The 26,013-nt window shown below is 33.7% G+C and carries 23 protein-coding genes and 1 riboswitch; of the genes, 10 read left to right on the top strand and 13 right to left on the bottom strand.

What is annotated here, in order from left to right; all coding sequences use genetic code 11:
- Positions 1 to 4 precede the first annotated feature (4 nt).
- From AC4FQ3_RS01830 to AC4FQ3_RS01815, 4 genes are all read right to left on the bottom strand, one after another.
- Positions 5 to 1,150, bottom strand: a complete 1,146-nt coding sequence (locus AC4FQ3_RS01830; protein WP_042563470.1) for a DUF5074 domain-containing protein — start codon at positions 1,148 to 1,150, stop codon at positions 5 to 7.
- Positions 1,147 to 3,192: a TonB-dependent receptor gene (locus AC4FQ3_RS01825; RefSeq protein ID WP_491180641.1), complete on the bottom strand. Its 2,046-nt coding sequence runs from the start codon at positions 3,190 to 3,192 to the stop codon at positions 1,147 to 1,149. The genes AC4FQ3_RS01830 and AC4FQ3_RS01825 overlap by 4 nt, the downstream gene beginning before the upstream one ends.
- A 115-nt stretch (positions 3,193 to 3,307) precedes the next feature.
- A riboswitch (cobalamin riboswitch) is annotated at positions 3,308 to 3,507 on the bottom strand.
- A gap of 50 nt (positions 3,508 to 3,557) precedes the next feature.
- Positions 3,558 to 4,205: an NAD(P)H-binding protein gene (locus AC4FQ3_RS01820; protein WP_491180640.1), complete on the bottom strand. Its 648-nt coding sequence runs from the start codon at positions 4,203 to 4,205 to the stop codon at positions 3,558 to 3,560.
- Positions 4,206 to 4,387: 182 nt separating this feature from the next.
- Entirely contained in the window at positions 4,388 to 4,618 is a 231-nt protein-coding gene (locus AC4FQ3_RS01815) for a hypothetical protein (RefSeq protein WP_302095853.1), read from the bottom strand.
- A 227-nt stretch (positions 4,619 to 4,845) separates the two neighbouring features.
- Here AC4FQ3_RS01815 and AC4FQ3_RS01810 point away from each other — a divergent pair, with 227 nt between their 5' ends.
- The 4 genes from AC4FQ3_RS01810 to AC4FQ3_RS01795 all read left to right on the top strand — a co-directional run bounded on the left by AC4FQ3_RS01810 (position 4,846) and on the right by AC4FQ3_RS01795 (position 8,701).
- Entirely contained in the window at positions 4,846 to 5,763 is a 918-nt protein-coding gene (locus tag AC4FQ3_RS01810; RefSeq protein ID WP_491180639.1) for a phytanoyl-CoA dioxygenase family protein, read from the top strand.
- A 169-nt stretch (positions 5,764 to 5,932) separates the two neighbouring features.
- Positions 5,933 to 6,928 carry an SDR family NAD(P)-dependent oxidoreductase gene (locus tag AC4FQ3_RS01805; protein ID WP_491180638.1) on the top strand — a complete coding sequence of 332 codons (996 nt, stop codon included), beginning with the start codon at positions 5,933 to 5,935 and terminating at the stop codon, positions 6,926 to 6,928.
- A 141-nt stretch (positions 6,929 to 7,069) separates the two neighbouring features.
- Positions 7,070 to 7,915, top strand: a complete 846-nt coding sequence (locus tag AC4FQ3_RS01800) for a helix-turn-helix domain-containing protein (protein ID WP_042563459.1) — start codon at positions 7,070 to 7,072, stop codon at positions 7,913 to 7,915.
- Positions 7,916 to 8,137: 222 nt separating this feature from the next.
- Positions 8,138 to 8,701, top strand: a complete 564-nt coding sequence (locus AC4FQ3_RS01795) for a tetratricopeptide repeat protein (RefSeq protein WP_491180637.1) — start codon at positions 8,138 to 8,140, stop codon at positions 8,699 to 8,701.
- 39 nt (positions 8,702 to 8,740) lie between these two features.
- Here the strand turns inward: AC4FQ3_RS01795 and AC4FQ3_RS01790 are convergent, their stop codons facing one another.
- The 9 genes from AC4FQ3_RS01790 to AC4FQ3_RS01750 form a co-directional block, all read right to left on the bottom strand.
- The gene (locus AC4FQ3_RS01790) at positions 8,741 to 9,265 is read right to left on the bottom strand and encodes a hypothetical protein (protein ID WP_042563457.1); all 525 of its coding nucleotides are present in this window, start codon (positions 9,263 to 9,265) and stop codon (positions 8,741 to 8,743) included.
- Between the two features lie 355 nt (positions 9,266 to 9,620).
- Positions 9,621 to 9,911, bottom strand: a complete 291-nt coding sequence (locus AC4FQ3_RS01785; protein WP_042563456.1) for a hypothetical protein — start codon at positions 9,909 to 9,911, stop codon at positions 9,621 to 9,623.
- A 32-nt stretch (positions 9,912 to 9,943) separates the two neighbouring features.
- Positions 9,944 to 11,305 carry a S41 family peptidase gene (locus AC4FQ3_RS01780; RefSeq protein WP_491180636.1) on the bottom strand — a complete coding sequence of 454 codons (1,362 nt, stop codon included), beginning with the start codon at positions 11,303 to 11,305 and terminating at the stop codon, positions 9,944 to 9,946.
- Positions 11,306 to 11,357: 52 nt separating this feature from the next.
- On the bottom strand, positions 11,358 to 12,152 hold the full coding sequence (locus tag AC4FQ3_RS01775; RefSeq protein ID WP_491180635.1) for a hypothetical protein: 795 nt from the start codon (positions 12,150 to 12,152) through the stop codon (positions 11,358 to 11,360).
- Between the two features lie 57 nt (positions 12,153 to 12,209).
- Positions 12,210 to 13,067, bottom strand: coding sequence for a T9SS type A sorting domain-containing protein (locus AC4FQ3_RS01770; RefSeq protein WP_491180634.1), 858 nt, complete (start codon positions 13,065 to 13,067; stop codon positions 12,210 to 12,212).
- A gap of 83 nt (positions 13,068 to 13,150) precedes the next feature.
- Positions 13,151 to 14,461, bottom strand: coding sequence for a beta-helix domain-containing protein (locus AC4FQ3_RS01765; protein ID WP_491180633.1), 1,311 nt, complete (start codon positions 14,459 to 14,461; stop codon positions 13,151 to 13,153).
- 422 nt (positions 14,462 to 14,883) lie between these two features.
- Positions 14,884 to 18,117, bottom strand: coding sequence for a TonB-dependent receptor (locus tag AC4FQ3_RS01760; RefSeq protein WP_491180632.1), 3,234 nt, complete (start codon positions 18,115 to 18,117; stop codon positions 14,884 to 14,886).
- 139 nt (positions 18,118 to 18,256) lie between these two features.
- Positions 18,257 to 19,096 (bottom strand): FecR family protein, encoded by an 840-nt coding sequence (locus tag AC4FQ3_RS01755; protein WP_491180631.1) that lies wholly within the window; start codon positions 19,094 to 19,096, stop codon positions 18,257 to 18,259.
- A gap of 223 nt (positions 19,097 to 19,319) precedes the next feature.
- Complete coding sequence (locus AC4FQ3_RS01750) at positions 19,320 to 19,898, bottom strand: RNA polymerase sigma factor (RefSeq protein ID WP_042563450.1); 579 nt, start codon at positions 19,896 to 19,898, stop codon at positions 19,320 to 19,322.
- A gap of 207 nt (positions 19,899 to 20,105) precedes the next feature.
- Between AC4FQ3_RS01750 and AC4FQ3_RS01745 the strand changes: the two genes are divergently transcribed.
- From AC4FQ3_RS01745 to AC4FQ3_RS01720, 6 genes are all read left to right on the top strand, one after another.
- Complete coding sequence (locus AC4FQ3_RS01745) at positions 20,106 to 20,657, top strand: ATP-binding protein (protein ID WP_491180630.1); 552 nt, start codon at positions 20,106 to 20,108, stop codon at positions 20,655 to 20,657.
- Between the two features lie 111 nt (positions 20,658 to 20,768).
- Positions 20,769 to 21,137: a hypothetical protein gene (locus tag AC4FQ3_RS01740; RefSeq protein WP_491180629.1), complete on the top strand. Its 369-nt coding sequence runs from the start codon at positions 20,769 to 20,771 to the stop codon at positions 21,135 to 21,137.
- An 18-nt stretch (positions 21,138 to 21,155) separates the two neighbouring features.
- Positions 21,156 to 21,512: a nuclear transport factor 2 family protein gene (locus AC4FQ3_RS01735; protein ID WP_491180628.1), complete on the top strand. Its 357-nt coding sequence runs from the start codon at positions 21,156 to 21,158 to the stop codon at positions 21,510 to 21,512.
- A gap of 189 nt (positions 21,513 to 21,701) precedes the next feature.
- Complete coding sequence (locus AC4FQ3_RS01730; protein ID WP_491180627.1) at positions 21,702 to 22,298, top strand: hypothetical protein; 597 nt, start codon at positions 21,702 to 21,704, stop codon at positions 22,296 to 22,298.
- 432 nt (positions 22,299 to 22,730) lie between these two features.
- On the top strand, positions 22,731 to 24,200 hold the full coding sequence (locus AC4FQ3_RS01725) for a glycoside hydrolase family 130 protein (protein WP_463461253.1): 1,470 nt from the start codon (positions 22,731 to 22,733) through the stop codon (positions 24,198 to 24,200).
- 228 nt (positions 24,201 to 24,428) lie between these two features.
- Positions 24,429 to 26,009 (top strand): FAD-dependent oxidoreductase, encoded by a 1,581-nt coding sequence (locus AC4FQ3_RS01720; protein ID WP_491180626.1) that lies wholly within the window; start codon positions 24,429 to 24,431, stop codon positions 26,007 to 26,009.
- Positions 26,010 to 26,013 lie beyond the last annotated feature (4 nt).

Below are 26,013 nucleotides of genomic sequence, written 5' to 3'. Positions count from 1 at the left end.
GGTTTTATTTTTTGGTTATAAAAGCGATATGTGCGGGGATATTTCCTGCTGTTGTTTTCCATTTTAATTTTCCTTCGGGCGTAAAACAGTAGATATATCCGGTTACTACATAATTTTGGGCATCGGTGATGTAGATTTCTTTGGTTTCAGGATTTACCTGAAGTCCATACGGAATCATGATTTGCTTATCTGTACCATCCGTAATAATTTTATCGCTTATAATTTTCTTGGTTTTGGTGTCTAATATCCCATAAGTAATTTTGTTGCTATTCGTGAGATAACTCCACTGAACGCTATAGTAATAAAGTAAATCGTCAACAAGGCACATTCCTAAAACCGGAAGATCCAACTGCATTTTTTTCTCATCAGTCTGGGTGTCTATCACAAAAAGATTGGACGGCGTATTGTAATAATCCCCTCTTGAACTCACATAAATATCTCCCCTGCTGTCTATTTGCATACCGTAGAGATTAATACCTACGTCTATTTTCTTTATTTCGGTAAAAGTTTCAAGATCGATTACAGAAACTGTTCTGTCGTAGTTAGGAACTCTATAGCCTCCGGAATTAGCAACATAAAGTTTACCGTTATGCACCACCATTTGTTCGGGCTGGTATCCTACTGTAACTTTTCTTTTAATTTCTAATGATGTGGTATCAATTTCGGCAACAAAACCAATTTCTGCATTAGGGTCAATAGCAACTGGACCCGAATAAGAACTCACGTATGCTTTATCTTTATAAAAAGTTACATAACGGCAATTGGGAATATCAATTTTTTTGATGCGTTTTGCCGTCCATTTATCTATAACTTCTACTTTATTAGAAACATTTATTACCGCGTAAACCTTGTTGCCATAAATTTGAATATCATTTCCAACATCGCCTAATTCTTTTACGACTGTCGGGTTGCGTTCTGAGTAAATATCGGTTGTATAGTTTCCTGTTCTGTAATTAAAAACATCTATACTCGCCCGGTTCATTCCCATATTTCCCTCGTTTAGAAGATAAAAACCTTCTATATTGCCATCACTTCTGGGTGCAGCAACACTTACATCCGAAGATGGAAAAATGGTTTCTTCTTCTCTACACGAAACAAAAGCAAGGGCTATAAATAAAGGAAGTACTAATTTTGCGGTTATCTTTTTCATAGCTCAATACTGATTATAAATTTTAGCGTACGACCCGGCATCGGATAATTGTAAATCACTTCATATTGCTGATTGAGTGCATTATTGAGTTCTACCGTTCCTTTTAATTTGTAATTATGAATTGCAAATGCTTTTTGTACCGATAGATCATGTGTGCACCAAGGCTGTACTTCGTTGATTCTGATGTTGTTTACATTGCCATTGTATCGCTTTCCTACATAGATAAAACTATAGTTGAAATTCCACGATTCATAATTGGCATTTAGTATTCCGGACCCGCTATGCCAGGGTGTGTAAGGAATCTGATCGCCATAAGAAGACAATTCCAAGCCTCCAAATTTGGTATAATCGCGACTTTCAGAATAGGTATAAGTTAAATTTGCAACAAGGTTCAATTTGTTAATATGCATGCCCATATTAATAACAGATTCAATTCCATGCCCTTTTACCTGCCCCATGTTGGTCATCATCCATCGGAACAAATTTCCTGTTGGAGCGGCGATTATTTTGTCTTTGGTATTGGTGTAATATCCATCGACCTGAATAGAAAATTTGTCAAAAAAGCTTTCCTTAACAGGCAAATTATAAGTGAACCCAACATCATATTGATTCATATACTCAGGTCTTAAAGTGCTTGAACCAACCATTGTATAATATAAATCATTAAAAGTGGGCATTCTGAAAATACGCTTTGCAAATGCTCTCAGATTAAAATCGTAAGCTGCAAAAGGTGTATAACCCAGAAATAATGCCGGGGTAAACTCTGTTTTATCGGGCGCTTTTGCATTGTAGCGTACTTCTTCGTGTACGTGCGTACCAACAACGCTTCCTAAAGCTTTAAATCTGCCCACTCTGTAAGAACTTGCGAGAGAAAACAATGCTGTATAACGCTCGGGATAAGAAAACAAGGTTTTAATTCCTTTTCTGGTTGCATTTAATCTGTTGTATTGAAAATCTGTAGAAAGTGAAATATCCCAGGTTGGCAAAATGCTGTACATATTTACTGCCGATAAGTAATATTCCTGTTGGTAATAACTATCGTCTGACTGTGCTCCTTCGGTTACGGTTTCGCCAAGCACATTTGTAGTATCTCTGGCAACGTAATGGGTATAATCGTAGGCATATTTTGCCTTTGCCTGAAATTTATATTTATCGGTAAAGTCTTTTATAAAAGTACCTTGCGAGAAAAAATTCTTATCGTATTGCCTAAAACCGTCTGAGAATTTATTTTCGACAATGGCACCGGGAGCACCTCTGTCAGAATCATAATAATACACTTTTGCATCCCACGAACCATTTTTTATTTTTCCGTAAAGACCGGATTCAAATCTTAGTGCTTCTATATCGCTGTTGTGTCGGGTTGCAGTGGTGTCATAAGCCACAGTTCCGTCCAGATTATTTCTTTTGTACCTGAATTTATATTGCCCATTCGATTTTATGTATTCAGAACTTACACTCAGGCTAACTTTGTCACTCAACTTTTGTTCCCATCTAAAAGACGGATCAAAATAATTGATAGACATTGTTTTGAAACGCACTAATACATTTGTTTTTTTAGCCTCTAAAAAAACAGGTCGTTTCGTTCTTAAATAAATAGTTGAAGCGGCCGCAAAGTCTTTTGCCGACTGAAATATTTCACTTTTTTGCCCGTTATACATGGTTAGGGATTCCATGTCGTCCAAAGAGTATTTCCCAAGATCTGTAACTCCGTTTTGGGCATTGCCTAATTGAATTCCATCGTAAAAAACACCCACATGATGTGTACCCATGTTGCGTACATCAACGGTTTTTAGTCCGCCAAGACCGCCATAATCTTTAATTTGAGTTCCTGCAAAATAACGAAGCGCATCGGCAACATTATGGCTGGCGAGATTTTCAAGCAATACTCCCGAAAGACTTTGTACAGGAATTACTTCCTGATAGGGTTTTCCTTTTAAAATTACTTCTTTTAAAACGCGTAAGCTATCATTAGATACTTGAGAATGAAGTATAACAGGAGATAACAGAACAATGAATAAAAGTATTTTTTTTGTATTATACATCACTTATTTAATTAAATAAACTTTGGGATGTAATAATCAAAAAAGCAATAAGAAAGAATCCCGCCATATAATGGCAGGTCCGTTTATTGTTGTTCAACTTTATTCCACGAAAGTCTTAAACTATCTGATTATGGCAGGTCTCCTGACTTGTTCCATCTTTAAACAGCCTTCTCATCCCGAGATCGGGACAATGGCATTGGTAACGTTTAAAGACTTATACAGAACTTACAGTAGCGGGTCTGTTCAGGATTTACACCTGATTCCCTTTTAACTATTTTTTTCTAAGAAAAATAGACCAAAATCTGGCGCAAAGATATAACTATCTTTATAAAAATAAGTATGAATGCATTAATTTACATTTTGTCCTACATATTGGCAAAACTGAATATTTTATCAAGTTCGATAATTGAAGCGCCTTTAGGCAGCACTGTTGGAGCCTTTGCTAATTTCTTGGCCAGCAAATCAGTTGGCAGTGGTTTGAACTTTTTAAATAAGCCAATTGAGTTAACTGCTTTTAATATTTTTGCCATCGCATATTCACCAAAACGATCTGAATTTGCTCTTAAAAGCAATCCTGGCCTAAAAATAATATACTGTTCAAAATTGAGCTCTGCAATGCTGTCTTCGAGTTCTCCTTTTATCTTCGAATAAAAAACTTTGCTCTTTGAAGTAGCCCCGTAAGCAGATAACAAAACAAAGGATGAAACGCCATTTTCTCTGGCTAATTTTGCAAATGTTGCAGGAATATTAAAATCTATTTTCTTTTGATTTTCCTTTGAGCCTGCTGCTTTGAGCGTTGTTCCTAAACAAGAAAAAATAACGTCGCCTACAATCAAATCTTTATAATTGTCTATGTTGGAGAAATCAACAATTTCTTCTACGAGTTTTGGATGCTTTTTACCTGTTGCTCTTCTTACAAAAATGGTAACCAATTCGTAATTTTTATCTGCCAAAAGTTCATCAACCAGAAATTCTCCCGTTGAGCCTGTTGCACCAATAACTAATGCTTTCATAATTTTTATAAAGTTCCTTAACAAAAATAAAGAAAAATTAGCTTATAACTATGTAGATATAAAGCCATTACTTTTAAAAATTAAAATGAAGTAAGAGATTTTCAAAAAGCAAAAAAAAACTCCATACGAAATGGAGTTTTTTCTAAAACTTAAATATGTTTTGTTTCAATTAGCAAAAAATGCTATTTTTTAGGGGTTTCTCTGTCTCCCGGAGCCGGATCTCCATCTTCATTACCTTCATTGTTTCGGGTTGTGCCTCTTGTTCCGGAATTTAGTGATGTGCTGTCTCCGGCTTTTATAGCATCAGAATCTGTTGTCGTAGAGCTTCCTGAAGCAGAATTTGTTTTACACGAAAAAGTTAGTGCTATTAAAAGTATAAACACTAATAGTTTGAATTTGAATATAGTTTTCATAATGTAATTTTTAAGTTTATATAAAGCTTTTTCAAAGTTACTTAGATGTAAGTTTTTTTTGTTTCACTATTTTAACTTTTTGTTACACAATTAAATACAAATCAAAACATTATAAATTTTAGAATCAAAACAGGTATTTTTACCTTAAATCAAACACTTTAAAAAGTGTATTTTTGAAATACTAAAAAGTAAAATAACCAACCTCAAACATAAACCACCAAAAAACCATGCCCTGGACTATTCTTGAAAAATTATGGGAACGTACTTTACATCCTTCCGGCCATACTTCTGCAAACGCTTCCCAAACTTGGGATAATGAAATTAAAACCTTATATCAATTGGGTATTAGTATAGAAGATGCTTTACAGTTTTTGTATTTTGAAAATCCTGATTTTGAAACTTTTAAAACCTGGATTACCAATAGGCTTGCATCTGAAAATACTGAGGTTAACTATTTTGAAGATAACGTACTTTCAGAACAGGATCTTCAATTTTGGAATAAAAACGGTTATGTTATTCTAAAAAATGCTATTTCAAAAGAAGATTGTAAAGATACACAACAAGCCATTTGGGATTTCTTAAAAATGGATCCCAATGATAAACAAAGCTGGTATAAAAGACATGAGGATCAAAAAGGATTAATGCTTAATTTTTCGAATCATGAAACATTAAATAAAAACAGATTTTCTACAAGAATAAAAAAAGCTTACGAGCAGCTTTATAAGACAAATAAAATATACAAAACGATAGACAAAGTAAGCTTTAATCCTCCCGAAACTGAGGAGTTTCGTTTTTTAGGAAGTCCGCTTCATTGGGATACCAGCTTAAAACAGCCCATAAAATTTGGATTGCAGGGACTACTCTATCTTAGTGATTGTGGTGTTAATGATGGTGCTTTCCATTGTGTTCCAGGATTTCATAATACTATAAATAATTGGCTAAATGATCTTCTGCCAAATGAAAATCCAAGAGAAAAAGCTTTAACCTTAAAAGCTGAACCCATAATTGGCGAGGCTGGTGATTTTATAATCTGGAATAATGCTCTGCCACATTGTGCAACGCCAAACAAGGGAGAAAACCCAAGAATGGTTCAGTATCTAACGTATTTACCGGATGATTATGATACTTATGGAGAATGGGTGTAGCTATTTCAAAAGTTTCTTGTTTCAGTACAAATAAAGGATAACAAACTACATCTTTTAATTAAAAAACAAAATGACATTTTAAACAAAGTAAAATGACATTTTGAACAAACTCACTACTTTAACTTACCGATAACTTTGCCTTATAATAATCAACTAAATATTATAAGAAATGGAAAGTAATAATTATCAGGGAGCAATGCAAAACCCGGTTGGTTCTGGATTTAATGCACAATCAACAACAAATGATGTAATTAAAGGAATTGATCTTACGGGCAAAATTGCTATTGTAACCGGCGGTAATACGGGTATTGGTTTAGAAACTGCCAAAACTCTTGCCTTTGCCGGAGCAACAGTAATAGTGCCTGCCAGAGATATTGAAAAAGCAAAAAAGAATTTACAGAATGTTCCCAATATAGAATTGGCAGAAATGGATCTGATGAATCCTGATTCTATAGATGCATTTACACAAAAATTTTTGCAGTCAGAAAGGCCCTTGCATTTACTTATTAATAATGCAGGCATTATGTGGGTTCCTTTTCGAAGAGACAATCGCGGTATCGAATCGCAATTGGCTACAAATTATTTAGCTCAGTTTCAGCTTACAGCGAGATTGTGGCCTGCTTTAAAAAAAGCCAATTCTGCACGGGTAATAAATGTATCATCGCAAGGACACCAATTTGCTCCTTTCAATTTTGATGATCCTAATTTTCTATACAGAGAGTATGAAACTTTACAGGCATACGGACAATCAAAAACAGCCTGCAATTTATTTGCTCTTGAGTTGGATACTCGTGGTAAAGAATTTGGTGTAAGGTCTTATTCTCTTCATCCGGGATCTATTAATGGAACTGAACTTGGCAGGGAAGCATCATTAGAATTATTTCAAAAAATGGGTTTCTGTGATGCAAATGGTGCTATTTTGCCTGAGATTTTAGCCAACTTAAAAACGATTCCACAAGGGGCTGCAACAACTGTCTGGTGTGCCACAAGCGCTCTTCTTGATACTGTTGGAGGTGTTTACTGCGAAGATGTTGAGGTCGCTCCTATAGCAACAGAAACATCAATATCATCTGGTGTAAAACTATATTCGCTGGATGAAGATAATGCCAAACGTTTATGGATACTTAGTGAAAAAATGAGCGGAATTGCATTTAAAGTTAGCTAATGAAATTAAAATAATGTTGTCGGCATTACTGGCGGCAACATTATTACAAATATAATTTTAATAAATTTGGTGTATGTGTTTTCCAAAAAAACTATTGATTTAACCTCATCCTATTTTTAAAAAACGAATTATCACAGACAAATGGAATTTGAGGCAAAATATATTACTCCGGACATTAAACTTTCTTCTTATGAAGACAAGTTTTTTAAATCAGATATCATATTCGATCAGCATATGCTGGTATGGTTTATTTCGGGGGAAACAAAAATTGTTCAGGCAGATACTATTCACATTTTTAAAAAAGGAGATATTTTTCTTATTCCCAGAAATCAACTGGCCACTATAATCAATTATCCAAAAGATGGTGAGCCGCACAAAACAGTGGTAATGCATTTAACTACTGCCAGACTTAAAGATTTTTATGCAAATCTCGATATTAAGCCCAAAACTTCAATCTCTCCAAAAATAAACTATTATAATAATCATCCCTTATTAGAAAGCTGTCTTACTTCATTGATTCCGTATTTTGATATGACAGCACTTCCGGAAGATATTGCTTCACTCAAAATAACCGAAGCGATCACTATTTTGAGAACTATTGATAAGGAAATAGATACTATTCTCGCAAATTTTGAGGAACCCGGAAAAATTGATTTAGTACATTTTATGGAACGCAATTTTATGTTTAATATGCCATTAGACCGTTTAGGATATTTAACCGGCCGCAGTTTATCGACATTTAATAGAGATTTTAGAAAATACTTTAATACTACTCCTCAAAAATGGCTTACTGCAAAAAGATTAGAATTAGCACATTATGAGCTAACAAAAAACAAGAAAAAAGCCATAGATGTTTGCTATGAAGTTGGCTTTGAAAACCTTTCTCATTTTTCTTTTGCCTTCAAAAAACAATTTGGTTATACTGCCACAGAATTAGTTACTGCCAACCTGGATGTATTGACTAAAAATGGAGATTTGATTGTGTAAAACAAATTTTCGCTTATCTCTTTCATAGCAGTAGATCGCGCGACTATTATATTCTAAAACAATGTTTAACAATACTTTATAATCGGTTTTTTTTCAAAATATTATATTTTATCTGAACAATAAACTCTAAATATTCCAAATTTTAATTATCTTTAAATCCTCCCCAATTTTATAAATCGTTTCCTTGCTATTACAATTATGACCAACCAAAAACCAAAAGATATGAAGTGGTTCAACAATTTAACGCTCGAAAAAATTAGAGGAAAATTTTCAAAATCTATTACTGCCGGCGAAGAATCTGTTCATTTTGAAAAAGGAAAAGAACTTTATGCCGCAAACCATTTTCAAGAAGCTATCATTCATTTAGACAATGCTATTAGCTCCGGTTCTCATCACGAAGCTTACAAATTAAAAGCAAATTGTTTGCAAAAAATGGACTATCATTACAATGCGATCGAAGATTTTGACAAAGCAATTGAAGCGAATCCTCTGGACTTTTCAAGCTATTATAGTCGCGCGGTTTCTAAAAAAGCTATTTTTGATTTTACCGGACAAATTGAAGATCTACATAATGCCATTTACTACTATAAAAAGAATACAATTTTAGAAAATTCGATATTAAGATCGTTTGAAAGTGATCTTTTATTTGCTAAGATGAGCATTGACGGACTAACAAAAAATGCTGCCGAAATTGCCAAAATTCCTGCTTTGGAAATTAAATCCCTTATCTCAGATTCATTACATCTTATCAAACAGGTAAAGTTAAAAAATGCAGCTCTGAAATAGCTATAAAAAAAATAAGCCCTGAAATTCAGGGCTTATTTTTTATTTTTTCTTTTTCGATTTTGACTTCGATTTTTTAGCTTTCTTTTTAGCAATTTTTTTCGCTTTTACTTTATCTTTTGCTTTTTTCGCTTTAGCTTTCTTTTTCGCTTTAGCTTTTTGTTTTGCTTTTTTAGCTTTGTCTTTCTTTTTATCCAGTTTCGCTTTTTCTTTTTTCTTAGCTACTTGTTTTTTCTTTTTCTCTTTTTCTTTTTCCTTTTCTTTCATCTTTTTATTCTTCTTTTTAGTATTAGATTTATCTCCTTCTTCTGAAACAATTTCCTCAGTTTCTGTTGAAACTTCAGGAGAAATCGCTTCTTCTTTTTGTTCTGCTGTTTCTGTTGTTGAAACTGTCGATGTTTTAGCAACTTTAGCAGCGGGTTTCTTTTTTGTATTTGCAGGTTTAGTTTCAGTTTCCTCGGCAATTATTTCATTTCCTGCTTCAACATTGGTTGTGTTTTCATCAGTAGTAATCAAATTGCTATTTTCTGTTTGGTCCTGAGTGTTTGTAATGTCTTTTTCTTTCATGCGGCATGTATTATTTTAGGATTTTACGTGGTTTTTAGCATTAAAGTTATCTTTACTTTATTTTAATGTTATCAAATTATTAACAAATATACTGTTAATACACATTGTCCAATGTTAAGCTTTTAGTTTGAGTGAAAGCTTAACATTGAAAAACTTAAATAATTGATAATCTGAGTATTTATATTTTATTACAAACTTCTTTTTTGGCTTTAAAAGCAATCAAAATTAAAAGAGATATAAGAAATATTATAACATTTATATCATGATATAAATAAATTTTGAATAAAAACAAGAGGTAATCCTGAAAAAGGTCAAAAAGACAAAAACCACTTAAAAATTTTAAATGGTTATTCAATTAATTGATAGTATCATTTTCGTTTTGCATCGCCGGCATTAATTTTCGGATGCTTTTGTTGATAATGCTGCGTGTAGATTTTTTCTTGAGTTCATAATCTCGGGTGCATTTCTCCAATTCGCCAAATAAGATTTGGAACTTGTCATAAAGCAAGTCAAGTTCTTCCATTGCCTTTCTTGTTTTTACATCTTCTGTCTCTCCTATTTTGTCGCCGGCAATTTTTGACATGTACTCAAATTTACGGAATGCGGCCAATAAAATTCGATGTTCTGCAGAACTTATTCCTTGCATAGTAATTCTGGATATTGAATGGAAATTTTAATTTACGGAGTAACCAATAACGGATCGGCATCGGTATAAACTTTTGAAAGCGGTAATGCGTGCGATTTTACCATTTTTGCTTTGCCTGCGTTTCCTGATATTGCATTTATAGCTGTATTTAATAAAACTTCAGAACGATTTCCTAACGCAAAGACTTCAAGATTTTCAACTTCATCTGCATTAATTGAAGGATTTATTCCCGCAGAATAACCTCCTTCGTGCTTTGCATTAAATAATTTATAGATAGAAGGGTATAAAACCCATCCTTTTTTGCCCGAAATTCTGTCATCTTCTACAGGAAATCCCGCAACGTCTTTACCAACCGTTTTCTCGCCTATTGTAATTACATTTATAAAAGGGCTTAGATTGTTTATGATTATTTCTGAAGCCGATGCAGTATGTTTTCCGCATAAAATATATACTTTTTGAATATTTGGATGCGTGTTTTTAAGCGCTTCAAAGGTTATACTTTTTTCATTACTTTCTAATGCCTGCTGAAAAGACTGTTTTACAATACCACCGTTTTTATTTCCTTCAAACTCGATAAACAAATCACCTGATTTTATGTTGGGAGCCAAAATAATACTTAATGCTGTTACCGAAGCTATATCTCCTCCGCCATTGTAGCGAAGGTCTAAAACTAATTCTGTTATTTCCTTGCTTTTTAATTCCTGAAAAGTCTGCAGGAATAATTGTGCCATACCAACATCAAAATGCGGAATTTGGACATAACCAATTTTAGTGTTTCCGTTTGTAATAACCTGGCTTAAAAGTGGCTGTGTAAACGAGAAACCCTGAGAAATAGCAACTTGTTTTTCATTATAAAACCCCAACTGTGCTGAGTATGAAATTAATTTTAAATTTAATTGCGTTGCTGCTGTCATATTTTTGTAGAGGCTGTCGTAATTATTTAAAGTCAATTCGACACCATCAACACTTGTGATTAATTGTCCTCTTGCCAAACCATTATTTTTGGCTGGAGAATCATACAATGCATATAAAATTACCCCGAGAACCTTGCCTTGATATTCCATAAACGAAATATCAAATCCAAATTTTTGCCGCAGGCTTTTTGGTGCGGTTTCCGGTAAAGCGGGATGCATCGCATACGAAAAAACATCATCTGTTTTTAATAACCTTGCAAAATACTCTTTGGGATTTACTGATAAATCGCCCTGATTTGGCATAGCGTCATTCCAACGGTAATATTTTTTCATTTGCCCATAAATCCATTCATTGGTGTATTCATTTGTTCCTTCTGTGTAAACCTGCTCCGGATCATCTGAAGAGCAGGAAGAAAGAATGATAACTTCTATCAAAAGAATAATGCCATAAAAAAGATAGCTTAACGCTTTATTTTTCATTTTAAAATCTATAAATATGAATTCAATTTTATTATTCCTGATATTATTTTCTTTATTTAAAAACAAAATAATCTACCAAATTTAAATTTCCGTCTACGCTGGCAAAAGCACCGTTTGCATCTTGTTTTTCATCTAAAACTATTAGTTTAGATTTGTTAACAGACATGGTTAAAATAACGATAACTTTTTTTCCCGGAACGTAGGATTCTGTTGTTCCGTGTTTTACCAATTCCATTAAAATTGTAGGAGGCGAACTATACGGAAATTCAATAAAAGAACTAAATTGATCTTTGTTGATATTCTCAACTTTACCAATTGTCTGGCCGTTAATTTTACGCAGGATTCCGTCAAGATTCCCTTCATATCCGCTTTTAGAATATAAGTTTTGAGTCGGAAATATAAACTTATAACCCGTATTTCCTGTTTTACTTAAAACCCCTGGCTTTATTGCTGAAATGTTCTCTATCCAGATGTTTTCTTTTGCAAAAAAAGAAATTGTATCAATGGTTTTTTCGGCAGTAAAATTATAGCTGTGTAAAACCTTTTTTGTTGCTTTATCAGTTATTTCAAAAGTTTTTGATTTATCCCCAAAATAAACAAACTGATACTCTGTCTCAATTTTTTTTGTGAAAGCCGTTTTTTTATCTTTCTCTTTCCCTATTTCAATAAGTTTTCCGTTTACATTTATTTGTATAGAATCATTCAGGGCGCTATAACCTGTTATTACGACTTTTCCGGGTAAATTGGTTTCTGTACCATAATACGGAATCAATTCGTCATTGTTACAAGATTCAAAAAATGCAATTATGATAGAGAAAATTAATACTCTTGTCAAGATATTCTTCATATTCAGTTTTATTTATTGTAAAGGTTTTAAGTATCGGAAATCATAAAAATTCCGAATTTATTTTTTGATGAACTTTAATTTTTTAGAAACACCATTGTTAGAAACAGCAAGGAAATAAAAGCCTTTTGGCAAATCGCTAACTGATAAATTTTCTGGTTTATATGGAAATTCTTTAACTAAAATTCCGTTTGCATTATAGATTTTTAATGCTGTTTCTTCGTTTTGATATTGTTCTGCCAATTGCAATTGTAAACTTTCCTGTACCGGATTTTGGTTTATTCTGCAAATCTGAGATTCTAATTCAACATCATCAACACCCAAAAGTGTTTCGGCAGTAACAGAGATTTTATCAATTTCGTAACCAATAAAAGGAAAACCAAGTTTAGTTCCTAATGCTATGTAAACTGCTGTTTCTCCAGTAAATTCAGAAATATCTACCGTATAATCTTTAAACTCTGCTTCTTCAGCTGATGTTCTTTCTAAAGTCACTGTACTTATAAGTGTAAATGTAGCAGGATCTGGCGAAGTAGAACCATATACAAAAAGATCCTGATTAGCGTCGTAAATACTAGTTTGTGCATGTAGTATCAAGGATAGTTTTCCGGAATAAAAAGAAGCATCAATGGCAGGTGATATTGCAAAATTATCTTCGGTAGTTTCAAGTGGAGTTCCTCCATTTGCTAAATCAATATTATAAGTACCTAAAACATCGACTGTACCATCTATAACACCACCTGTACCTGTATCAAATTGAATGTTTTTTCTTGCAAACCAATTACTTCCATTCCCATCTCTGTCTAATAAAGTCCAGTCAGAAACATCAGCATCATCAAAATCATCTTCCCATATTGTAAATTGAGCAGATGCTATTGTTGTCATCATTATAAATAATACTAAAAGTAGATTTTTTTTCATTTTTTAAAATTTTAAATTTTATTTTAAAACATGGGCAGATACAGATCTGCCCATGTAGTTTTAATAATTAACCTCTGTATAAATTAAAAATTAGTAAACTTTGTCCAAGTGTTAGTCCAAAGAGCTTCGGTTCTAAATGCACCAGTACTTCCTGTTAAATTAAGCACGCCATCATTAAAGAAAGGCTGTGTAAGACCCCATTTTGGAGCTGGATTTGCAGTTGAAATACTTGTACCCAAACCTGAGAAAGTTGTTCCAGTTGGCAGAGCTACATTATCAAACCCGTGGATTGATACTCTTAAATAAGAAGAACTAGCCTGAGTTGATGGAGCTTCATATCTAACTCCTGTGTTATATCCTGTAACGGTTGCATCAGTTAAACTTATTTGTCCTAATCTGCGTACGTGAATAGCATTTTCGTATAAATCAGCAACTGTAGTTGAGCTTACACCAATAATTGACAATTGATTAAGAACAGGACGTGTAATGATACCAGTTGTAGCAGGTGTTCCTGAAGCATTATTATCTAATTCAATACCGTTAGAATCAGGATTTCCGCTGCTTAAACTGTGGCTGGAATTACTATCTGCAATTGCAATCGCTTTTGTAATTGTACCTGTATAACCAAAATCGAAATCGAAGTTATCATCATCCGGAGCAAAAGAAACTAAATGTGTAGCACTTACTGTTCCTCCAAAAAACTCAAATGAATCATCTCTTCCGTAAGATACCTGAATGTGGTTAACTGTTGTACCAGAACCAACTCCACCAAATGTTAATCCGTTGATTTCTATATCAGGAGAAGTAGTTATAATACGTCCTGCAAATTCGATACGAACATATTGTAAAGTTCCTGCATTATGAGCATTGTTAGAACCTCCGTAGTAGAAATCAGAAACATTAGGCTGATCTCCTAATCCTTCAATAATGTTATTATCCAATCCGTTATTTACAACAGCGTCACCTAATATAACAACACCTCCAAAATCTCCAGGAGTAGCTGTAGTAGCAGCACCGTCTAATAAATTGTAACTTGTAAAAATAATCGGAGCAGTTGCTGTTCCTTGTGCATCAATTTTACCTGTTTTAGTAATTACAAGAACTCCTGTAGCAACTCCTACGGCTAAAGGTTTTGCCTTAATGAATGTACCAGCCTGAATAGTTAATGTAGCACCAGATTTTACACGAACTACACCTTCAATTTCCCAAACTTTATCGCTTGTCCAGGTAGTGTTTGTTGTAATATCCCCACTAACAGTTTGTACTGTTCCAGGATATCCACTGTAGTCAGCACCAGCAGCTTTCATAGAAAAAGAAGAATCAGCAGTTGAATCATCATTTTGGCAAGAGCTCACAGCCAGAGCAATCATTGCACATAGAAAAAATTTTTTCATAATAATTTATTTAATGCTATATTTGCTGCAATTACAAACTAGGCCTTTGGAGAGAGCAGCAAAATATCTTTCCTCAGGTCTTTCTCTTTTTTGGTAAAGTTCTTTTCAATAAACGATCCCGCTTTACCATCGGGGTTTATACCTAATATTCCGTCTTTTACTCATAGGATTTTTTTAACGCAGTAAAAGGTTTGCTTTCCATTCTTCTAAAATTTATATCAAATTATTTAGAGAACATCTTAAAGTACTTTATTCCATTTTTGCTTCATGCACTAAACAAAAAAGAAATCTAATACTTACAACTAAATACATTAGCGTTTGAAAAATCAAAATATCATCCCCTGATTTTATTGTTAACGGTTTCTTAATATGCATAACAATCACCGCCATAAAGCACCAAAATCTTCCTGATTATTAAATATTTAAAAGGAATAATTAATGGATATACTTATCGTTCTTCCATTTTTTGCTTTAAATAATTCCTGATCAATATCCTGATCGAATTTATCTGTCGCTCCGGCTCCAAGAGCAAATCCCTCCCTTGGGTTAGATCCAATAGGAACGTCTTGTCTCTTACTGTAACTATTAAAGTTGTTGTAGGTTTCTATACTGGTATCAAACAGGTTTTTTAGACTGCATTTTACTTCCAGGTTTCTTTCTTTAAAGAATTTATAACTCACCTGCGCATCTGTTATACCATAAGGTTTACGAATTTCCTCGGCACCGTATTCAAATCCCACCAGTATATATTGATCGCCAACCGCACTATGCTTAATACTAAATCCTAAACGCTCACCCACATAGTCTAAACCAAAATTATAACTGTACGGCGATTGCCCGTACAACGGTCTGTTTGCTTCATACAGAATACCAGATCCGTCTAATCTTTGATACGATCTTACCTTGGTAGAATTTACAGTAGCATTACCGTTAATAAACAAGTTTTTTAGGGTTTGGCCTTCGCCTAAAAAGGAAAGACTTTTATAAAATTCTACTTCAAAACCCCAAAGTTTAGCGTCATAGGAGTTTATGTTATAAACATTTCTTTCTAAAGATGAACTTAATGCCCCAACACTTTCAATAGGATTATCGATATCTTTATGATACACACCAAAGGACAAAATTTCGCCACCGGAAGGAAACCATTCCATTTTAAAATCATAATTATTGGCAACACTTGAAACAATTCCACCTGTATAATTATAAATAAAATAAGAACGAATAGGATCAAAATATGGGATGTTCAAACGTTCTGCAAACTGAGGGCGCAAAACAGATCTGTTATACCCTAATCGAACATTCATTTTATTTGTAGGGCTAATAATTAAACTGGCTGAAGGTAAAAACTGCCATAACTTATCATCTTTTTGTTCTTGTTCAAAACTACCAGAATCTATAGACTGACTTTCAATTTGCGTGTAAAGGTAACTTTCTGCTCTGGCGCCCCAGACAAAGCGTACAAAGCGCCCCATTTTATTGTCAAGCATTAAAAACGGCGAATGTACTTTGATATCTCCAACATATTGATTACCATATTTAAAGCCGCCAAACCAGCCATAACCACCGTAGTAATAGTTTGATCCGTCTAAAAATTCTTTCAGTGAACCATAAATATTTCCTCTGTCGGTTTCCTGACCAAAGGTTTCTAATTTAACGGATACCTGTTGATTAGTTGCTTTTTTATAAGTCCCGAAGTATCCGGCTTTGATATCGTTTGTAAAAGAATCACTAAAATTAAACGAGTATTTAAAATTAATAGCCGCATTATAATCAATCTCATCATTTTTAAAATTACTTCTTCTAATATTTTGGGTTGCATTATAAACATCGTAATAAACTAGTATATCGTCACCAATTTTTCTTCGATCCATATTTATAAATGTGGCGTCTTTAGTGTCTTTTGTAACATTTCCGTAAGCACCATACCAATTGATTTCAAGCTTATTAAACTTGTGATTTCCTTCAATTTTATTCTGAATAAAAGTCGTATAAACCGGATAATTAGTCTCTGCTGTTCTGGCCAATGTAGTTTTATCCAATATATCATCAATAGGAACTCCATTATCCCAGCCTGTAATTTGGGTTAATTGACTGTTATAAATGTGCATTACAGTATTACGGCTTGTAATTTTATGATTATCAAACTGAATTGCCGCATTAAACATTCCGCCCAAAGTTGAATTAAAATTATAAGTGGCTCCTGAATTCTTAAACCCGTATTTGTTAAAGGTAGAATATGCTACAGTTTCGTTTTCTGCAGAAAACTCTGAATTGCTTTTGTATTTCCCTCTTTCTGTATGCTCTATATCTAATTTCTCCTGCGTATTCTTAAAAATTAAAGACCCTGTAAATCCCCATTTGTTATTGTCTTGTAATTTATAATTTCGTCCAATACCAAATTGAAGTGTAGTACCGGGAGCCGCATACGTTTTATAAGTAGTTAAATTATCCTCTGTAAATTGTTTTGATTCGCGGATAGAAATATTCGGATCTGCTGCATCACTTTTTACATTTTGCGCAGTTAGATTGTCAGCACTGGGAAAATCACGTCTTCCATCATCAAATCCCCAATAATCATAATCGCCTTCCTGTTTTGTAAGTCGTTCTTTAAACGTGCTTCTGCTATTATATGAAGTACTGATAGAAAAATTGGTGAAATTTTCTTTTGGAATGTCTTTTGTTTTTATCTCTACATAACCTCCGGCAAAATTCGCGTACATATCCGGAGTGGCCGATTTGCTCACCACAATACTCTCTACAATCGAAGTTGGAATAATGTCAAAAGAAAAGTTTTGCTGATAGGCATCTGTACTCGGCAGGGCAATTCCGTCCATAACAGCCTGATTCCATCTTTCGCCCATAGAGCGCACCACCACATATTTATCGCCCACAGTTGTTACTCCCGTGATACGTTTTAATGAGCTTGCAACGTCTCTGTCCGGCGTTCTGGCAATTTGTTCTGCAGAAATACCATCAGAAAATTGAGGTGCTTTTTTTTGCTGCAGCAACATTCCTTCAACCGAAGCTGTAGCTTTTTTATAATCCTGAATAATCACGACTTCTTTCAATGATTGTGTATCTTCTTTTAAGGACACAACCAATGGCGTTTCCTGATCTTCAAGCACTTTTACACCCGTAATTTTTTGTGTTTGAAACGAAATAGCGCTTATCTCGATTGTATAATCACCCGGCTCCAATTCCAGAACATAATTACCATCAATATCAGATTGCACGCCATAATTAAGACCCGCCACTTTTATATTTACTCCTGGCAGCGAAAGTCCGTTTACATCAACGACTTTACCCGTTACTTTTCCTTTCTTTTTTTTTTTGCCCGTATCTTTACTGTTTACGGCTATATTATTTTGATTTCTTCTGAAATTTAAATTGGTCATACTTTGCAAATCCGTCAAAATTTCGTCGATAGAAACATTGTCTTTTTTTAATGTAACTAATGGCAAACTCAAATCGAGATCTTTTTGATAGATAAACTGATACGGAGTCTGGGATTTTAAATTATCTATTATTTTTTGAGGCGTAGAATTTTTAAAATCAACCGAAACGGTACCGGTTTGCGAATACATAGTGTGCGTTCCAAAAAGGAAACCGAAAAACAAAATCCAAATGGCAAACTGCCTGGAAAAATCATTGTTCATAATTGATAATTGTTAGTTTATTAGAATTAATTTTTATATGATATTTTGGGTTAATATTTTTAAAATATTGCAATACTTGTCTTGTAGCGCAAAGTTGATTTTGGCTAAAATGTTATTTTAAAATGTTTGTAATTTATATTTAGTGACTAATGAGATAAGTCTTATTTCCTGTAGATTGAATCTTGATTTCCAATGCAAATGCAATAGTCTGCAGCATTTCATAAAAACCTTGTCTCGTATCCAGCGTTCCCTGCATTTTTAAGTTTCGTAAATCTTCATCGAGATAAGTCACTTCAAAATGATGATCGGTTTTCAACTTCGTAATCACCTCTTCCAGCGTCAAATCATCAACGTACATCAGCACTTTTTTCCATTTTGGTTCCAGAATTGTTGTTTTTTCCTTAAACACCATCGAAGTTCCGGCGCCATATACGGCTTTGTCTCCTCGTAGCAAAAAAACGGTATTTTCTTCCGTTTCTACTTTTACTTTTCCGGTTCTCACATTAACTTCCGGCTGATGGTGATCGTAGGCTTTAATATTAAAAGAAGTGCCCAAAACGGTAGTTTTTATAGGTCCTGAACTAATAACAAAAGGATGCGACGGATCGCGCTTTACTTCAAAAAAAGCCTCTCCTTTTAAAGTAATTGTTCTTTCTTTTCCTGTAAATTCCTTAGGATATTCAATTTCTGTATTTTCATTTAGCCAGACGCGTGTACCATCAGGCAAATTTAAAAGTCGAATATCTTTATTGAATGTTTTTGTCGAAGCAATTTCAATTTTAGCCTGAGGTATCAAACTATAAACACCAATTCCAAGAACAAATACGGCACAGGCAACTGCTGTCCAATTATAAAAGTTTTTGTATTTATCAACAGTAACATTTCGAATATTCTTCCACATACGAGATGAAGTTTCCCCAGGAAGAATTCCTCTGTTTGGTATTGCATTCCATTCGTCTTTTAATCTTTTTGACTTCATTACAATTTAAATGTTTGTTGTTGAAAATTAAACCTAATCTTATCGATACAACTACATTAGATTTCCAATGAATCAAATATCATGGGCCAATAGTACTATTAACGTTTTCTTAATGTAAAAGAAGAATTGCAATAACATGACTAAATACTAAAAGACCTAAAATGATGCAAAAAAACAGCAATTTCAATACATTTTAAACTGTAAAAAATAATCGCGCAGAATGTTACGAAATTAGGTTTTGCTGACTCATAAAAAACAACGCAAACCAATACAGTTCATGATTTTGTACCGAATTCTTTTTAAGATACTGCAGTGTTTTCGATATTTGATTCGCAACCGCACTTGGTGACATATTCATCTCAATGGCAATCTCTTTATAGCTTAAGTCTTCAAACCTGTGAAGGTTGAAAATTTTTCTTCTTTTTTCGGGAATTTGATCCAGTAACAACTGTATTTGTTCCAGCTTTAAATCAATATCGTCGTCTGATTCTGAGGGAGAATCCAATTCTTTAATCAACTGTTCGTTTTCTACAGAAAAAATCCTGTTTTGTTTTTTATACCATTTAGAGATCTCTTGTTTTGAACTTTTAAATAAAATGGCTTCCAGACTTACGTTTGGGTCTAATTTTGCGCGATATTTCCAAAGATGAATAAAGACGTTCTGAGTAACATCTTCTGAATCTGCCAGCTGTGCAGTATATTTTTTGACAAAACAAAATACTTTAAAATGATATAAATCGTAGATTTCTCTAAAACAGGAATCATCTCCCTCTCGTAACCTTAATACCAAATTAGAACTCATGATGCAATTTTAATTGTTAAAGAAGACCCTTACAAATGTAAGATAAACGGTTATTGATATTTTTACGATTTATTCATTTAATAATTTATTAATATTCGCAAATTCTTTTTTGATTTCTGGTGATATATCAATTCCAGTCTCCTTTTGTAAACTCAAAACAATAAAAGATTTTGTAATATTGAGGTTTAATAGTAGCAATTCTTAAAGATGAAAATTCACATTTTTGGTGCCTCCGGAAGCGGCGTAACAACAACAGGAAAAATATTGGCCGAAAAACTTAGCCTGACTTATTTTGATAGTGATAATTATTTTTGGGAAACTACCGAACCGCCTTTTACAGTAAAACGAAATCCTGATGAAAGAAATGCTACGATAAAAACAGACCTGAATCTAAAAAACTGGATTTTAGGAGGATCAATTTTTGAATGGGGAGAAAATGTATTTCCTGATTTTGACCTGGTAGTTTTTCTTTGGATCCCTCCTGCTATTAGAATTGAAAGATTAAAGAAAAGAGAATTGGAACGATACGGAAACATTATTTATACTGATCCGACCAGAATAAAACAATTTGAAAACTTTATAGAATGGGCAACGGATTATGATAACCATACAGGTATTGCAGGCCGGAATTTTAATGCTCACGAAAAATGGCTCAAAACCGTTCCGTTTCCAATTTTAAAAATTTCAGGCGACTTAACTATTGAAGAAAGAATTACACTTATCCTTGAAAAAGTACAAAGCATAAATAATAAACAATGATAATTAAGTAATTTTTTCTGTTAATGCTATAAGACAATTTGTTGTTTTTGAGGTTAATTTTGATTGAAAGCTAAAATTCAGCAATAATAAATCAACTTTAAAACCATTATTATGACAACAGATAGCAACAAATATTACGATCAAAACGAAAATAATACTGAAGAAAACCAAAGTTATGTTGATCAATACCAACAAAAACATATTGGTGACGAAAATACGTTTGAGCAGGAAATGCTTCTAAACGAAGATCAGAATTATTTGGACAATGAGTATTCGAATGCTCTTGAAAGAGACGATCAGGAAGATCTTGAACAAAATTATGACGAAAGCGAATTAAATGAAGAGGAGCTTGAAGAAGATGATTTGGAGGAAGAAGATGATTTAGATGAAGACGATCTGGATGATGATTTGGTAGAAGATTACGATGAGAATGATCGTGAACCGGAAACTTTTGCAGACGACGGTTATAAAATTGACTAATCCTGATTTTAAAATCGTATGAGTGCAATTGATAATAAAGAAATACTCAAAAAGGCTAACTTAGCCATTACTCAGGGTGATAATGAAGGTTTTCTAACCTTTTGCACCGATGATACTGAATGGACATTTACCGGCGAGCAAACTTTAAAAGGAAAAGAAGCCGTTAGAAACTGGATGAAAACCGCCTACAAAGAACCACCAAATTTTGAAGTAGCAAATTTAGTGGCCGAAGATGACTTTGTTATTGCAATTGGCAAAATCAAAATGAAAGATGAAAACGGAAAAATAACAGCTTACGATTACTGTGACGTCTGGAAATTTAGTAACGCAAAAATGGCGCAATTAAACGCTTTTGTTATTGAAGCTAAATCCTGAACCTTATATTCAAATTGAAAGCCGTAATGGATTTAAAATTTCATGCTTTTAATTAAGGTTTAATAATCCTTAAATCTGGTAAAGTTTTTTAAACCATCATTTCCTTAATTATTAAAAAACCAATTCTCTTAAAGGCAATAAATGCCAGAATTAAATGTTTATATAAAGAGATTAAAATATTTAAAAAGTATGAAAAAAATATTGTTTTTGATTATCATCATAAGTGTTTCAATGCAAGGATATGCACAGGACGAACTCAACAATAAAAATAAACCAATTCAGTCTAAAAATTTAGACAATAAAGAAGCTGTTCCGCCAACGGAAGAAGCGCCAAAAGCAGATGATCCTACAATTCCAAAAGAACCGGTTACTTTAAAAATTAATCCGGATGAACTTTTTAATAATAATGTTCTATATAAAAGAGAAGCCAACGTTCCGGGAATTTTTTATCGTCGAAATGAATATTTAGGAGGATTTGTAACAAAATCTATTACATCGACAATTCGTTATAGAGATGCCGCTTTTGTAGATGGCGATAAAATTAAAGTTTACCTTAATGATAAAGTTATTGAACCGGAAGTTTCACTTGATGGAGAATTTAAGGGATTCAAAATAACTTTGGTAAAAGGGATCAACAAAATTGATTTTGAAGCCTTAAACGAAGGATCTGCCTCGCCAAATACAGCTGAATTTCAGGTTTATGATGATCAGGGAGTAGCTATAGAATCGAGCCAATGGAATGTTGGTAAGGGCTACAAAGCGGTTATTATTTTGTATAAAGAATAAAAAGTTTAGAGTTATAGATTATTAGTTCAATTAATTAACGGGAAAAAAAGAAAACCTCTTTTATCCCGTTTTTTTCTTTTTACACGTTTAGGTTTATTTAGAAATGAAAAAAATATTTTGTTGAAAATCAAACAATTATAAATACTTTATTTATTCTTTTTTGTAAATTTGATATCCCTCTTTACATATAATTCAAACGTTACAAATTGCCTTTTCCTAAAAACAGTTTGACAAATAAGCATCGACATCAAGTTTTAATAAAAAATTAAGTTTTTTTTCGTTCACAAAATTACTAACTTAGAAATAGTAATGTAAAAATACTGTTCCTGTTCTAAACAACCGTATTTCTATATTTATCTAAACGAAACAGGTAATCCTGAAAAGCATTACTTAAAAAAATATACTTATTTACTGTAATTAAAAAACAAAACTATGCGAGTACCAATCATTCGAAAAAATATAAAATTTACCCCAGATTCTAAAAGAGTTGTTGCACGATATTTTATGAATGGTGAAGAACGGACACAACAAATGGTAAGCCGCATAATGTTGCTCGACGAAAAACAGGTTTTGCAAACTCTGGAACAAACCCTTCGCGAATTTGCCAGGCGTCATCGAAATATCTCAAATATATTTTTCAAACATTGCGAAAAAATCAGATACATTATCGAAGGAATGCAAATAGACTATGATGCACTTTCTGTAGATAGAAAAATGCTTATAGGTTCTTTCTGTACAATGGAATATGCGATTGAATCTGCAGCAATTTTCAATCCGTCTATTATCGAAGATTTTGATCAGTCTGGTCTTGAAGCAGGAGCAAAACGAGTTATCATTTCGTTTCGTGCCACAGGCGAAGGTCATATTTCTTCTATAGTTTTTAGACGAGGAATTCTCGATAAAGACAATAATCTGCAGATAATGAAAAATGGTAATAACATTGATAAGGCAGAGATTGAACACAAAAGCTTATACAACAAAGAAAGATTTTTATTAAAGCTTTCAGAAATGCATACGCAGGACAAATATATTACCCAAATCATGCAGGATTTACCGGATGAATTTGAATATGCAGTCTTAAAAAGTATGGTAAAAGATGCCTTGCTGGATCCTTCTATACGTCAGGAAAGACGAACGGCTCTAGAAGAAATCATCTGGCTGGCAAATTCCTTTTATGATTTACAATTTAAACATGATTCTGATATAACAGAACGTGTTATATTTCCAATTTCCGATTCTGAAAGCCGTGGTATTGAAGATGCCCGTTTTGTACGTTTTACCGATGATGACGGTTCTACCCGCGTCATGGCAACTTATACAGCCTATAATGGTCATGCAATACTTCCTAAACTTATTTCGACCGAGGATTTTTATAATTTCAGGGTAATGCCTCTGCACGGTGCTGGTGCTCAAAATAAAAACCTGGCTTTATTTCCAAGAAAAATAAAAGGAAAATATGCAATGCTCTCCAGGATCGATGGTGTTAATAATTACATCATGTATTCTGACAGACAAACACAATGGAACACTCCTATTCTTTTGCAGGAGCCCCGATATACGTGGGAACTGACCCAAATAGGAAATTGCGGATCACCACTTTGGACAGAAGAAGGCTGGCTTGTTATTACACACGGTGTAGGTGCCATGAGATGTTATTGTATTGGTGCTTCTTTATTTGATCTTGATGATCCTTCTAAAGAAATTGGAAGACTTAAAGAACCTTTACTTTCGCCTTTAGAAGATGAACGAGAAGGTTACGTACCCAATGTTGTGTATTCCTGCGGGGCGATTATTCACAACGGTAGTCTTATATTACCTTATGCAGTCTCAGATTATTCGTCGACTTATGCTGTGGTAGATATGGTAGAATTACTGGATGCTTTAAAAAACAGTAATAAATAAAAATATTTCAAACACTAATAAATAAGGCTGTCAATTGACAGCCTTATTTGTTTTTAGGCATTTACGTAATATCCCTTGTTACCTAAAAACATAACTGAAAATCTTATAAAACTTCTCTTTAAACTTGTAAACGTTTTGTTTTTATAGCTAGTAGCTTTGATATCAACCTCTTAAAAATGAATTTATACAGATTTTAAATTTCTCCTGTAAATTCTAAAAAATTACATTATGGATGAATCAAACAATACCTTAAAAAGCTCCAGCATCACTTCGGGTGAAAATGTTTCATATTGGATTGACTCTGCTCCCATTATTTCTTTTGAAAAACCTGATCAGGATATTCAAACGGAAGTATTGATAATTGGTGGTGGAATTGCGGGATTAACAACTGCTTATAAATTATTAAAAGCAGGTAAAAAAGTAGTACTTGTTGAAGATGGTTTTATTGGCAGCGGCGAAACCGGACGTACAACGGCACATTTAACCTGTGCGCTCGATGATCGCTATTTTTTTCTTGAAGAAACCTTTGGCGAAGAAAATGCAAAACTTGCTGCCGAAAGTCATGCAGCTGCAATCGACGAAATTGAAAATATTGTTACTTCCTTAAATATCGATTGCTCTTTTAAAAGAGTAAACGGTTACTTATTTCTGCATCCCACAGACAAGCAAGAAAATCTGGATAAAGAATTTCAGGCGACACAAAAAGCAGGATTGCAGACTTCTGTTTTAGAAGAAATTCCTGCTTTGGTCAATGCCGAAAAACAACGATGCATCGTCTTTAACAATCAGGCACAATTTCATATACTGCAATATCTTCAAGGACTTGCCGATGCTATCGTTTCCCTTGGCGGAATTATTTATACCGAAGCCCATGCAGAAGATATTACCAAAAAAGGTGCGAAAGTAAATGGTTTCACTTTTTCTGCAGATTATATCGTGGTGGCAACAAATACGCCCATAAATGATGTTTTAACGATGCACACTAAACAACACGCGTACAGAACTTATGTTATTGGAACCAAAATTCCGAAAGGGCAACTTCCCTACTCGCTTTGGTGGGACACAGGCGATCAGGAATCAAAATGGGTTTCTCAGCCTTATCATTATGTTCGTTTGGAAAATTATGATGACGAATACGATTTACTGATTTCCGGAGGTGAAGATCACAAAACGGGTCAGGCCGATGAAGAAGGGATTTCTGAATTTGAAAGATACGAAAGACTTGAGACCTGGACACGAAATTATTTTCCTATGCCGGATGACATTTCATATCGTTGGTCTGGCCAGGTTATGGAACCTGTGGATTCTTTAGGTTTTATGGGGAAAAATCCCGGCGATGACAATATTTATATCATTACCGGAGATTCCGGAAATGGAATGACACACACAACAATTGGTGCCATGATTATTTGTGACAGCATTATGGGCATTAAAAACAAATGGGAAGACTTGTATAGCCCTTCAAGAATTACCTTAAAAACGACCGGCGATTTTATTAAAGAAGCAAGCAACATGGCTTCACAATATCTGGACTGGATTAAGGGCTCTGATTTAAAAAACACAGCCGATTTACCAGCGGGAGAAGGCGCAATACTTTCTTCAGGCTTAAATAAAATTGCCGTTTATCGGGATTACGACAATGCCTTAAAAGCATTTTCTGCCGTTTGTCCGCATTTAGGCTGCATTGTACAATGGAATAATGATGAAAAATCTTTTGATTGTCCTTGTCACGGTTCACGATTTGACGCAGAAGGTATCGTCATCAACGGTCCTGCAGAAACTGATCTATCCAAAATCCATATCAAATAAAAAA

The sequence above is a fragment of the Flavobacterium sp. AK-345 genome (assembly GCF_058310175.1).
This window is presented reverse-complemented; position numbering and strand designations above follow the sequence as displayed.

What these genes read in the sequence shown, in the direction of transcription:
- AC4FQ3_RS01830 (WP_042563470.1), bottom strand. Translation starts at nt 1,150, where the DNA reads ATGAAAAAGATAACCGCAAAATTAGTACTTCCTTTATTTATAGCCCTT.
- AC4FQ3_RS01825 (WP_491180641.1), bottom strand. Translation starts at nt 3,192, where the DNA reads ATGTATAATACAAAAAAAATACTTTTATTCATTGTTCTGTTATCTCCT.
- AC4FQ3_RS01820 (WP_491180640.1), bottom strand. Translation starts at nt 4,205, where the DNA reads ATGAAAGCATTAGTTATTGGTGCAACAGGCTCAACGGGAGAATTTCTG.
- AC4FQ3_RS01815 (WP_302095853.1), bottom strand. Translation starts at nt 4,618, where the DNA reads ATGAAAACTATATTCAAATTCAAACTATTAGTGTTTATACTTTTAATA.
- AC4FQ3_RS01810 (WP_491180639.1), top strand. Translation starts at nt 4,846, where the DNA reads ATGCCCTGGACTATTCTTGAAAAATTATGGGAACGTACTTTACATCCT.
- AC4FQ3_RS01805 (WP_491180638.1), top strand. Translation starts at nt 5,933, where the DNA reads ATGGAAAGTAATAATTATCAGGGAGCAATGCAAAACCCGGTTGGTTCT.
- AC4FQ3_RS01800 (WP_042563459.1), top strand. Translation starts at nt 7,070, where the DNA reads ATGGAATTTGAGGCAAAATATATTACTCCGGACATTAAACTTTCTTCT.
- AC4FQ3_RS01795 (WP_491180637.1), top strand. Translation starts at nt 8,138, where the DNA reads ATGAAGTGGTTCAACAATTTAACGCTCGAAAAAATTAGAGGAAAATTT.
- AC4FQ3_RS01790 (WP_042563457.1), bottom strand. Translation starts at nt 9,265, where the DNA reads ATGAAAGAAAAAGACATTACAAACACTCAGGACCAAACAGAAAATAGC.
- AC4FQ3_RS01785 (WP_042563456.1), bottom strand. Translation starts at nt 9,911, where the DNA reads ATGCAAGGAATAAGTTCTGCAGAACATCGAATTTTATTGGCCGCATTC.
- AC4FQ3_RS01780 (WP_491180636.1), bottom strand. Translation starts at nt 11,305, where the DNA reads ATGAAAAATAAAGCGTTAAGCTATCTTTTTTATGGCATTATTCTTTTG.
- AC4FQ3_RS01775 (WP_491180635.1), bottom strand. Translation starts at nt 12,152, where the DNA reads ATGAAGAATATCTTGACAAGAGTATTAATTTTCTCTATCATAATTGCA.
- AC4FQ3_RS01770 (WP_491180634.1), bottom strand. Translation starts at nt 13,067, where the DNA reads ATGAAAAAAAATCTACTTTTAGTATTATTTATAATGATGACAACAATA.
- AC4FQ3_RS01765 (WP_491180633.1), bottom strand. Translation starts at nt 14,461, where the DNA reads ATGAAAAAATTTTTTCTATGTGCAATGATTGCTCTGGCTGTGAGCTCT.
- AC4FQ3_RS01760 (WP_491180632.1), bottom strand. Translation starts at nt 18,117, where the DNA reads ATGAACAATGATTTTTCCAGGCAGTTTGCCATTTGGATTTTGTTTTTC.
- AC4FQ3_RS01755 (WP_491180631.1), bottom strand. Translation starts at nt 19,096, where the DNA reads ATGAAGTCAAAAAGATTAAAAGACGAATGGAATGCAATACCAAACAGA.
- AC4FQ3_RS01750 (WP_042563450.1), bottom strand. Translation starts at nt 19,898, where the DNA reads ATGAGTTCTAATTTGGTATTAAGGTTACGAGAGGGAGATGATTCCTGT.
- AC4FQ3_RS01745 (WP_491180630.1), top strand. Translation starts at nt 20,106, where the DNA reads ATGAAAATTCACATTTTTGGTGCCTCCGGAAGCGGCGTAACAACAACA.
- AC4FQ3_RS01740 (WP_491180629.1), top strand. Translation starts at nt 20,769, where the DNA reads ATGACAACAGATAGCAACAAATATTACGATCAAAACGAAAATAATACT.
- AC4FQ3_RS01735 (WP_491180628.1), top strand. Translation starts at nt 21,156, where the DNA reads ATGAGTGCAATTGATAATAAAGAAATACTCAAAAAGGCTAACTTAGCC.
- AC4FQ3_RS01730 (WP_491180627.1), top strand. Translation starts at nt 21,702, where the DNA reads ATGAAAAAAATATTGTTTTTGATTATCATCATAAGTGTTTCAATGCAA.
- AC4FQ3_RS01725 (WP_463461253.1), top strand. Translation starts at nt 22,731, where the DNA reads ATGCGAGTACCAATCATTCGAAAAAATATAAAATTTACCCCAGATTCT.
- AC4FQ3_RS01720 (WP_491180626.1), top strand. Translation starts at nt 24,429, where the DNA reads ATGGATGAATCAAACAATACCTTAAAAAGCTCCAGCATCACTTCGGGT.